This is a genomic window from Xanthomonas axonopodis (assembly GCF_001304695.1).
Classification (GTDB): domain Bacteria; phylum Pseudomonadota; class Gammaproteobacteria; order Xanthomonadales; family Xanthomonadaceae; genus Xanthomonas; species Xanthomonas axonopodis.
The window spans coordinates 1-8,254 of the sequence record NZ_JFAQ01000277.1; the positions used below are offsets into that span (position 1 = coordinate 1).

4 protein-coding genes and 1 pseudogene are annotated in these 8,254 nt (G+C 67.8%); 1 reads left to right on the forward strand and 4 read right to left on the reverse strand.

Going from position 1 to position 8,254, the window contains the following annotated elements:
• Window positions 1-309 precede the first annotated feature (309 nt).
• Window positions 310-1,493 (forward strand): annotated as a pseudogene (locus tag XAXN_RS19595) (benzoate/H(+) symporter BenE family transporter).
• A 76-nt stretch (window positions 1,494-1,569) separates the two neighbouring features.
• Here the strand turns inward: XAXN_RS19595 and bphP are convergent.
• The 4 genes from bphP to XAXN_RS19615 form a co-directional block, all read right to left on the reverse strand.
• Entirely contained in the window at window positions 1,570-3,474 is a 1,905-nt protein-coding gene (bphP, locus tag XAXN_RS19600; RefSeq protein ID WP_054320760.1) for a bacteriophytochrome BphP, read from the reverse strand.
• Window positions 3,471-4,064: a biliverdin-producing heme oxygenase gene (locus XAXN_RS19605; RefSeq protein WP_054320761.1), complete on the reverse strand. Its 594-nt coding sequence runs from the start codon at window positions 4,062-4,064 to the stop codon at window positions 3,471-3,473. The genes bphP and XAXN_RS19605 overlap by 4 nt, the downstream gene beginning before the upstream one ends.
• 39 nt (window positions 4,065-4,103) lie before the next feature.
• The gene (locus XAXN_RS19610; protein ID WP_425511818.1) at window positions 4,104-5,429 is read right to left on the reverse strand and encodes a TCR/Tet family MFS transporter; all 1,326 of its coding nucleotides are present in this window, start codon (window positions 5,427-5,429) and stop codon (window positions 4,104-4,106) included.
• A 272-nt stretch (window positions 5,430-5,701) separates the two neighbouring features.
• Window positions 5,702-7,861 (reverse strand): lytic murein transglycosylase, encoded by a 2,160-nt coding sequence (locus XAXN_RS19615; RefSeq protein WP_054320762.1) that lies wholly within the window; start codon window positions 7,859-7,861, stop codon window positions 5,702-5,704.
• Window positions 7,862-8,254 lie beyond the last annotated feature (393 nt).

Below are 8,254 nucleotides of genomic sequence, written 5' to 3' on the forward strand. Positions count from 1 at the left end.
TTTTCGTTTCGTCAACACCTTGTGATGTTTCCGATTCGCCTCGTTCGTTGCTGCGATGCTTCGAGAAGCGCCGCCGTCCTGAGCGAGGCCGCGCAGTTTATCGAGACCACGCAGAAGTGCAAGCACTTTTTGACACTGGCATGACATCGACTCCTATTCACGCGGGTGCGGCACGCGCTGCGCACTTTGGCCACTGCCCGCACGCCTGCAGCCTGCAAGCTCACAGATCCACACCCAGAGGCGTAACGCTGCGGTATCGATCGCGGGTTGGCTCGATGAAAATAGATGTACCCGACAGAGAGCGCCCTCATGCCCGCTTCCCGCAATCTGCTTCGCGATCTATCCCTGCCTGCGATTGCCGCCGGTTTTGTCACCGTGCTGGTGGGGTTCGCCAGCTCTGCGGTGATCGTGTTCGAGGCGGCGCGCCACCTGGGCGCCGATCAGGCGCAGATGGCGTCGTGGATGTGGGCGCTCGGCATCGGCATCGGCGTGACGTGTATCGCGGGTTGTCGCTGCGCTACCGCGTGCCGGTGGTCACGGCCTGGTCCACGCCGGGTGCGGCGACGTTGATCGGCAGTGCTGCCGGGGTGCCACTACGCAAGGCGGTCGGCGCGTTTGTGGTCGCTGCGGTATTGGGGATGCTGGCCGGCTTTTCGGGATTATTCGAACGGGCGATCCGGCGGATTCCGATTTCGCTTGCCTCCGGGATGCTGGCCGGCGTGCTGTTGCGCTTCGGCCTGGACATCTTTGTGGCGATGCAGAGCCAGGTGTTGCTGGCGCTGGCGATGTTGGCGACCTATCTGGGCGGGCGGCGCTGGTTTGCGCGCTATGCGGTGATTGCAACCTTGCTGGTGGGTGTTGCGATTGCCGCCAGCGGTGGGCTGCTGCGGTTGCAGGCCGTGCAGTTGCAACTGGCCCACCCGGTGCTGGTCATGCCGTCGCTATCGTGGGCGGCGCTGTTCGGCCTGGCGATTCCGTTGTTTGTGGTGACCATGGCGTCGCAAAACGTGCCGGGCGTGGCGGTGATCCGGGCGTCCGGCTATGCGGTGCCGATCTCACCGACGGTCGGCTGGATCGGTGCGGTCAATGCGGTGCTGGCGCCGTTCGGTGGCTTTGCGTTGAATCTGGCGGCGATTACTGCGGCGATCTGCATGGGTCGCGAAGCGCACGAAGATCCGGCGCGGCGCTACACCGCTGCGGTCAGCGCGGGCGTGTTCTACCTGGTAGTCGGGTTGTTCGGTGCAACCGTGGCCGCGGTGTTTGCGGCCTTCCCACGTGAACTGGTGATGGCCATTGCCGGGATCGCGCTGCTAGGCACCATCGGCAATAGCTTGGCGGCCGCACTGCGCGAGGACAGCGAACGCGAAGCGGCGTTGATCACCTTCCTGGTCACCGCCTCCGGGCTGACGCTGGGCGGGATCGGCGCGGCGTTCTTGGGCCTGGTGGCCGGAACGATCACATTGCTGGCCTTGCGGACGAATGCAGCGCCTTAGCACGCATGCCCGCTGATGGAGTGAGACGTGCGGCCAGCGCATGCGCTGGCCGAATGCCGGGTGGATCGCAGCGCTCTTACTCCGGGTCGCGCAACTGCAGCAGCCAGTGCGCGGTGACGCTGCTGGGGCTGGGCAAGGGTTCCAGATGGAACTGGCGATACACCGGTGCGCCATCACGGGTGCGCAGCGGCAAGGTGACGTAGGCGGCGCGGCCCAGACGCAGCGCCTCTTCGAGCAGTTCGACCTTGCCACGGGCAGCATCGTCAGCCAGCAGGGCGAGGATGTCGCAACCGATCAAGTCGGCCACTTCGGTCTGGCTGAGTTCGGCGAACGCCGGGTTGACGAACATCAGCCGGTGCGCGGCGCCACTGGCACCGCGTTCGATAATGGCCACTCCGTCGCGCAGCCGCGACAGCGAGGCTTCAAGCAGGGTGAAGTCCTGTTGGAAGCGCTTGCGTTCCATCAGTTCGATCAGCACGCGCAGGCTGCGCGCCGATTCCAGATGCAGCGCCGACCAGCGCCGTGCGCGGCCGCGCACGGTCTGCTGCCACAGATCGAAACTCTTGCGTGGCGAGAGCCGCGAATTGGGGATGTCCTGCAGCTTGGCCAGTTGCGGGTTGCCGGCCCATTTGACCTGCTGCACCTGCTCGCGGCGCGTCCACAACAGGGCGCTGCGCGATTGCGGCATCAGCGGCACGAAGATGAAGCCGGCTGCCAGCGGAGCGAGGTCGGCCAGCTCCGGGAACACCTCGCCGATGGCATCCACATGCAGAGCGCCGACCGCGTCCTCGCGCAGGGCGTCATGGTGTTCGGATTCGACGTGGTCGCGGATGCGGCGCAACGCCTCTGCATCCGGCACGCTGCCATGACGGCTGATTTCATTGCCGTGGAAGATTGCCACGCCATCGGCGTCCACCACGTCCATCAAGTCCGGCGCCATGTCGGCGAGCATGTCGACTGTCAGATGCTCGGCGTCGTTGAAGTCGGTGATCAGCTTTTCGCGGATGGTGAGCAGCACCGACTCCAGCCGCGCCCGCCCCACCGCCTGCAGCGCGCCGATGCGCCCGGACAGCGCGCGGGTGACCGCATCGGTGGCATCGCGCATGGCATGGCTGGTGAAGTGCGGGCTGTAGTGGTGACAGGAAATCAGCCCCCAGAGCGCATCGTTGACCACGATCGACGACACCAGGGTGGCGCTGACGCCCATGTTGGCCAGGTATTCCAGATGCACCGGCGAGACGCTGCGCAGGCTGACATCGCTCAGATCCACCGGGGTGCCCAGCCGCGGATGCAGGGTGGGCTGGATCGGCGACGGCTGGTAGCGCACATCGGCGATCTGGCGCACGCGGTTGCGCAGGTACAGCGCGCGTGCCTGCGCCGGGATGTCGCTGGCCGGGTAATGCAGGCCCAGATAGGCCTCCAGTTCGGGCTGGCGCGCTTCGGCGATGACATCGCCATTCCACTCTTCGTCGAAGCGGTACACCATCACCCGGTCGAAGCCGATCGTGCTGCGCAGGCCCTTGGCCGCGCGCACTGCCGCTTCGTCGATGCCCGCATCGCGCTCGATGCTGCGCAACAGCGGCAGCGCGTCGCGCAGGGTGACATCCATCAGGCGCGCGTCGCGCGGCTCGATTTCGATCAGCCATTGTTCCGGATACAGATGCCAGGCGGCGACCCAGGGATGATCTGTCGGCGCGCTGCGCTGCGGGAAGCGCACATCGGCGTGCAGCAGGTGCTGCGGTTGATCGTCCACGGGCAATGGTTGCGCGTCGGGCAGTTCCAGCACCTGGGTGTACGGCATGTCCAGCAGGGCATCCATCGGCACGCCGAGCAGGTCGGCGGCGGTGCTGCTGGCCTGCACGATACGGCCATCGGCCGGTTCGATCACCAGCAACACGCCATAGGGCTGGATCAGGCCGGGAATATGGATCGGCTCCCGCGCGCAGACATCCATATCCAGAGGTTCGGTGGGCTGGTTCACGGCTGCGGCTCCGCTGCGAGGCAGATATGGAAGTGGGCGAACATGGCCTGCGCGCCGTCGATGGCGGCGTCGCGTGCGGATGGGGTGGCCAGGCGTCGATCCAGCGCTGCCTGGAAGCGGCGCCAGCCGGCCGGGTCGTCGTCGGCCAGCTCGAAATAGCGCAAGGCGCCGGCCAGCGCGGGCTGCTGCTTGCGCAGGGTGCGCGCAATCACCCGCCCACCGAGCTGCGAGCCTTCGATGACGTACAACATGCCCCAGCGCGCGGCATCATCGGCACTGGCGGGCAGTGCGGCCGGCAGACCCGGTTGCTGGCCAAGCGCGCGCAAGTCAGCGCGCAGTGCCGGCACGCGACGGCGGTACTGCCAGCCGTTGCCGACCAGAGTGGTCAGCCAGTTGCCGAGTTGCGCTTCGAAGCCGGCCAGCAAGGCATGGTGGCGGCGCAGGATCTGCGCATAGGCAGCCGAATCGACCTGGCCCTGCGCCAGCGCCTGCATCAGCGGCACTGCTTCGACCAGGCGATGGACATCCTGGGTGGCGTGGCGCAGCGCGAGCGCAGCCGATGGCGGAACTGCCAGAACGTCGGAAACCATAGGGGCTCAAGGCGGTGCCGCGGCACGAAGGGCACCAGCCTAGCAGTGCCTGCGCAAATCGGAAAAAGCAGACGCGGGCGCAAGCTGAATAGGTTGGCTTCGCGACTGCGCCGCGGGTGTGGCGCCGGCGCCGCGCGCGGCCCGTTTCCAGGCCATGCCCCAGCCTGCGGCCAGCAGGACAGCGGCCAGCAACCACGGCGCGCCCGGCAGATGCAGCGGCGTACCGCTGCCGATGAACCAAGCGAAGACCTTGGCGAACAACAATGGACCGGCGATGCCGGCCAGGCTGACCAGACCGGTGAGCGCACCCTGCACCTGCACGCGACCTTGCGCGTCGGCGCCGACCTCACGGGTGATCAGGGCCTGCGCGGACGGTGCGGCGATGGCCCACAACGCACTGATCGGCACACCGATCAGGAAGGCAGTGCCGCTGTCGGCCAGCCCATAGATGATGAAGCCGATCACCCCGCAGGCCAGCCCCAGCAGCAACACGCGGCGTTCGCCGAGCCAGCGCACCAGGCGGCCGACCAGCAACGCATTGACGATGATGCTGCAGACGCCGACCCCGGCCAGCACCCAGCTCACTTCGCGCGGCCCCCAGTGGTACCGGTAGCCGGCGAACAGCACGAAAATGCTGGGATAGACGTAGTGCGCCAGGTTGGCCAGGAATACCACCGACGCCAGGCCGAACACCTGCGGGTAGCGGCGCAGCAGTTTGAGCGCGCCCAGCGGATTGGAGTGCGACCAGTCCAGCCGCGCGGTGCGGCGTTCGGCGGGCAGCGATTCGGGCAGAACGAACCAGCCATACAGCACGTTCAACAGGGCAAGCCCGGCGGCAAACCAGAATGGCCAGCGCAACCCGATGCTGCCCAGCCAACCGCCGATCAACGGGCCGGCAACAAAGCCGATGCCGAAGGCAGCACCAAGCATGCCGAATGCGCCGGCGCGTTTGTCCGGCGGGGTGACGTCGGCGATGTAGGCATTGGCGGTGGAGAAGCTGGCCGAGCACACGCCGGAGATGACCCGCGCCAGCAGCAGCATCGGCAGGCTGTGGGCGATCGCCATCAGGATGAAGTCCAGGCCCAGACACGACAGCAGGATCACCGGGCGGCGACCGAAGCGATCGGAGAGCGCACCCTGCAACGGCGAGCAGACGAACTGGATGGCAGCGAACAGGAAGCCGAACCAGCCAATCCAGCCGGCGGCCACCACGTAGTCGCCGCCGGTGAAGTGGCGCACCAGATCCGGGAGTACCGGAATAATGACCCCGAACGACAGCACGTCGATCAGGACGGTGATGAAGATGAAGATCAGCGCGGCGCGGCGGCGCCCCGGGACGGGAGCGAAATCGGGAGAGAGGGACATCGCGCTTCGCAGTTGGGCGAAGCGGCCAGTGTAGCGAGGGAAGCGCTGGGTCTGTTGGGCAAGGCAGGCTCAACGTGACGGAGGTGGAGCTCCTTTCTTCAAGTGAGAGATGAGTGGGCGGTGAGATTCCGGGCAAGGCGTTCGGGCTGGCCAACTGCACGAGGCTGCGCCCGTCCCCTCATCCGCCCCCCCTCGGGGCCCCTTCTCCCTTGGGAGAAGGGGTGAAGTTGAGGTTCGTACTTTGCTGCCCCGCGCGTGCCGCGGGCGGTGCGTTACTCGACGCTGATGGTCTGGGCCAGGGTGTGGCTGGCGCCGGGGGCCAGTTCGATGACATCCGGGCCGGCGTTGGCCGCTTCCAGGCAGACGTAGTCGCGCCAGCCCTCGCCAACATCGGCCATCTTCTTGCCGGCCTCTTCGCCCGGGTTCCAGGCCACCAGCGAGCGGCTTCCTTCGGTGGCGATGACGATACGGCGGCCGAGCACCGGGTCGATGAGCGTGTAGCGGCCGCCGGCATTGAGGTAGATGCGGTCGCTACGACCGGGGTCGCGTGGGTCGCGCAGGCTCCAGTCGCCTTGCTGGCGGTGGGCGGTGGCGTAGTTCTCGTATTTATCCAGATAGTCCAGGCCGTCCAGGCCCTGCACGCTGACCTTGAGCGCGTCGCCGACGCGGAAGTAGTTATGCAGCGCCTGGGTGAAACGGACCGGGGCGGGGCTGGTGTTTTCGGTGATCAGGCGTTGCACCAGCGTGCGGCCGATGCGCAGGGTCATGCGCAGGCGCAGCGCCAGGTCGTCGAAACGCGGCGGGGTGAGCGTGAGCACCACGGTGCCGTCATCTTTGCGGCGGCTTTCGGTGAGTTGCCAGGCCACCGTGCGCACGAAACCGTGGGCGGGCACGTCGCCAGTCTGATCCTGGCGACCGAAATACGGCCAGCACACCGGCGCACCGCCGCGGATCGGGGTCGGTTGCTGGGCGCTGGGCGAGAGCCACATCACGTCCTGTCCGCCCTTGGGCACGAACGAGAGCAGCTGGCCACCAAACAAACTGATGGCGGCGGTGGAGAACGGCGTGTCGATCAGTAACGAGGGAAACCCGTGGAAATCGCCTGTGGTCAGGCCGGTGGTGTCGGACATGGGGGATGCCTTTTGGACGCTGGGGGATTGGGCGAAGGCCGGGTATGCGGCCGGCAGCTTGAACGCGGTGCCGCGGATGGCGGCGGCGCCGGCCACCGGCGGGGCGGCGCGCAGCGCGGTGAGGATGCGTTGGCCCGGACGGCCGTCGGCCGGTTGCAGGCCCAGGCGGGTCTGTTCGACCTGGATGGCGCGGCGGGTGGCGCTGCCGACCATGCCGTCGGCCTCGCCGATCTGGTAGCCGCGGGCGAGCAGCAACCGCTGCAGTTCGCGCCGTTCGGGCCGGCCCAGGCCGGGGTCGTCGGTGGGCCAGGCCGCCACCAGGCCGGGGCCGCCACGCAGGCGATCGGCGAGCAGGGCGATGGACAGCGCGTAACTCTCGGCGGCGTTGTAGGCGTAGATCGCGTCGTAGTTGCGAAACACCAGGAACGCCGGGCCGGTGGCGCCGGCCGGCAGCAGCAAGGCGGCCGGCGTTTCTGCCGACAGCCCGGTCGGCGCCAGCGGTGTGCCGTCGGTGCCGAGCAGGCCGGCGCGTTGCCAGGCCAGCAGCGGTTGGCGGCGGGTGCGCCCGGCCTTGCTGGCGTCGAAGCCGCGCGGCAGGGTGACTTCCATGCCCCACGGACGGGCACGTTCCCAACCGGCCTTGACCAGGTAGTTGGCGGTGGAGGCCAGTGCGTCGGGAATGCTGGTCACCAGATCACGGCGGCCGTCGCCGTCGCCATCCACCGCGATGCGGGCGTAGGTCGAAGGCATGAACTGGGTTTGCCCGAACGCGCCGGCCCAGGAGCCGGTGAGCCCATCGACGGACAGATCGCCCTGCTGCAGCAGGCTGAGCAAGGCGAGCAATTCGCCGCGAAAGAACGGCTGGCGGCGGCCGGCGCACGACAGCGTGGCCAGCGACACCAGCAGCGGGCGCTTGCCGGTGACGCGGCCGTAATCGCTCTCCACGCCCCACACCGCCACGATGGTGGCCGGGTCCACGCCGGTCTGTTCGGACAGGCGGCTGAGCAGTTCGCGGTGGGTGACCAGCATGGCCTGGCCATCGGTGACGCGCTGGCTGTCGACCAGGCTGGCCAGGTAATCCCAGATGGGCGTGGTGAATTCGGGCTGCGCATCCAGCAGCGGCAAGACGCTGGGATCAGGCGCCAGCCCGGCGGTGAAACGCTGAAAGCTGGCAGCGTCCACGCCCTTTGCAGCGGCCTGGGTCTGTAGGCCAGCCAGGCAGCGGTCGAAGGCCGGATCGGCACAGGCCACCAGCGGCAGCAGTCCCAACACGACCGGCAATGCGCGCCGGGACAGCGTCATGGCGCGATGGCCGGCGGGTGGGCAGACGTCATGCGGTGAAGTGCTCTGCGCGGCAAGTCGAGCCGCAGAGGATAGCCAACCTGGGTGGTGGCAGGCGTGCAGGAATGGCGATAGGTGAAGCGTTCCTGGGTGAGCTCGGCGGCTCGGTGCAAGCGATGGCGCCGCCGGCCCTGTCGATGTTGACCGGGATCACCGGCGACGGCAGCTGAGCCAGTCGGGCCGGCGGCGCCATCGCTTGCACCGAGCCGCCGAGCTCACCCAGGAACGCTTCACCTATCGCCATTCCTGCACGCCTGCCACCACCCAGGTTGGCTATCCTCTGCGGCTCGACTTGCCGCGCAGAGCACTTCACCGCATGACGTCTGCCCACCCGCCGGCCATCGCGCCATGACG